3 protein-coding genes are annotated in these 1,965 nt (G+C 72.9%); all 3 read right to left on the bottom strand.

Annotated features, from left to right (window positions below):
* Positions 1 to 521, bottom strand: a 521-nt coding sequence (locus tag F8271_RS31120) for a TetR/AcrR family transcriptional regulator (RefSeq protein ID WP_151493350.1), incomplete at its 3' end; no start/stop codon positions are given.
* Between the two features lie 65 nt (positions 522 to 586).
* Positions 587 to 1,420, bottom strand: a complete 834-nt coding sequence (locus F8271_RS31115) for an inositol monophosphatase family protein (RefSeq protein ID WP_151493349.1) — start codon at positions 1,418 to 1,420, stop codon at positions 587 to 589.
* Positions 1,421 to 1,462: 42 nt separating this feature from the next.
* Positions 1,463 to 1,965 (bottom strand): hypothetical protein (locus F8271_RS31110; protein ID WP_151493348.1); only part of this gene is annotated, 503 nt, incomplete at its 5' end.

The following is a 1,965-nucleotide window of genomic DNA, read 5'->3' as shown; positions in this document are numbered from 1 at the left end:
TGCATGGCGACGGCCACGGCGGCGCTGGCGGCGGCCGCGACGAGCCGCGGATACATGTCGGTGGCGAGGTTGGTGCCGGTGCGTTCGGCGACGGCGGCGGCGAGCTCGGCCTCGGCGACCGCGACGGCGCGCAGCCGCTCGCCCTGGAGTGCGGGCTCGGCGAGCATGGTGCGTACGCCGGCCACCCACTGGGCGTGTGCGGGGGAGGGCATCGCCTCGACCTCGGGGCCGGGCGTGAACTGTTCCAGCGCGGCCCGGGTGAGCGCCGCCCAGAGCGGCTCGTCGGCGGGGCGTTCGCGCAGCGCGGCGGCGGTGCGCAGGCTGCGGTCGAGGTGGCGGGAGGCGATCGCCTCGGCCTTGCTGGAGAAGTAGTTGTTGAAGGTGCGCGGGGAGACACCGGCCGCCTCGGCGATGTCCTCGACGCGGACGTTGTCGTAGCCGCGTTCGGCGGTGAGGTGGATCGCGGCCCAGCCGAGCGCCGCCCGCGTCTCGGCCTTCTTGCGCTCCCGCAGTCCCGTCATGCCACCACGCTAGCATTAGTTGCGTGACACGCAAAGATGCGCGCCACGCAAATGTATGTCCGCCCTCACGTCGCCTGGGCCGGGAGCACGCCGTCCGCACTGACGGGTGCCCGCTGGTTGCCGACAAGGGCCAGCAGGGCGGCGTGCGTCCGCTCGTCGGCGGCCACCACGAGACCGCCCGCCCCGGTGTGCAGCGGCTGGCCGTCGATCCCGCTCACCACGCAGCCGGACGCCTGGCAGAGGGCGATGCCCGCGGCGAAGTGGACGCTGTCGTGCAGGTGCCCGTCGGTGACGTAGGCGGCGCGGCGCCCGGCGGCGACCCACGCCACCGCCAGGGTGGTGGAGACGACGCGTGGACGGAACTGCCCGATGAAACCGTCGTCGGCAAGGAGGCGGGCGGCGCGGAAGACCGACGCGTTGGGAAACGGTGGATCAAGGTTGACATCCACCAGCGTCGACCCGGCCGACGGGACGAGTCGCTCGTCCACGCCCCCGCGCCGCACGTACGCGCCGGCGCCGTCCGTCCAGAACACCTCATCGGCGAACGGATCCGCCGAGGCGGCCACGACGACCCGCGTCCCGGCGCGCAGCGCCACGTTGACCGAGGCCAGCATGGTGTGTACGGCAAAGTTCAGCGTCCCGCACAGCGGGTCGACCAGCCACTCGCGTCCGTTCCCGCCGGTGCCCGTGCGCCCGCTCTCCTCCCCGACCACGACGTCGTCCGGGCGGGCGGCGTGCAGGACGTCGAGGATGGCCCGTTCCGCCTCGATGTCGGCCGTGGTGGCGAAGTCCCCGCCGGACTTCTCGAAGCGGGTCAACGACGCCCCGTAGTGAGCGCATACGACCGCAGCTCCGGCGGTGGCCGCCTCGATGACCAGATCCCGGTCGGTGATCGACATGCCACGCACCATAGATGCGGCCACCGCTGGGCGCCGCCCCGCTCAGACGATGAGGGCCGCCACGATGGTGGTGGCCCGCTCCTCGTGCTGGGCGTACGCGTCGGGGTAGGCGGAGACCTGCACGGCCTGCGCGGCGGCCGTGACGCTCATGTCCTGCCAGCCGGGGATCTCGTTGAGCGCCGAGTAGAAGGCCCGTGCGGCGTACGACGGGCGCATCAGTTCGGCCACCGTGCCCCAGCCGCTGCTGGGCCGCTGCTGGAACAGGCCGACCGAGTCGTGGTCGGAGCCGCTGCCCTGGTTCGGGTAGTCGAACGACTCCGGCAGCACGTCGCTGGCCAGGTTGTAGAGGTTGCTCTCCTGCATCGCGGTGGCCAGCGCGACCACCAGGGCGCGCCGCGGCATCTTCATCTCCCGGCCGACGTCGACGATGACCTTGGCATTGTCCATCTGGGCCTGGTCGAGGCCGGCGACCGGGCGGGGCCGGCGTGGCTTGGGAGGCTTCTTCGGGGTCTTGCGCACGGCCGCGCGGCTGGGGGTGGGCGTCG

The organism is Micromonospora sp. ALFpr18c (assembly GCF_008868155.1).
Classification (GTDB): domain Bacteria; phylum Actinomycetota; class Actinomycetes; order Mycobacteriales; family Micromonosporaceae; genus Micromonospora.
This window is presented reverse-complemented; position numbering and strand designations above follow the sequence as displayed.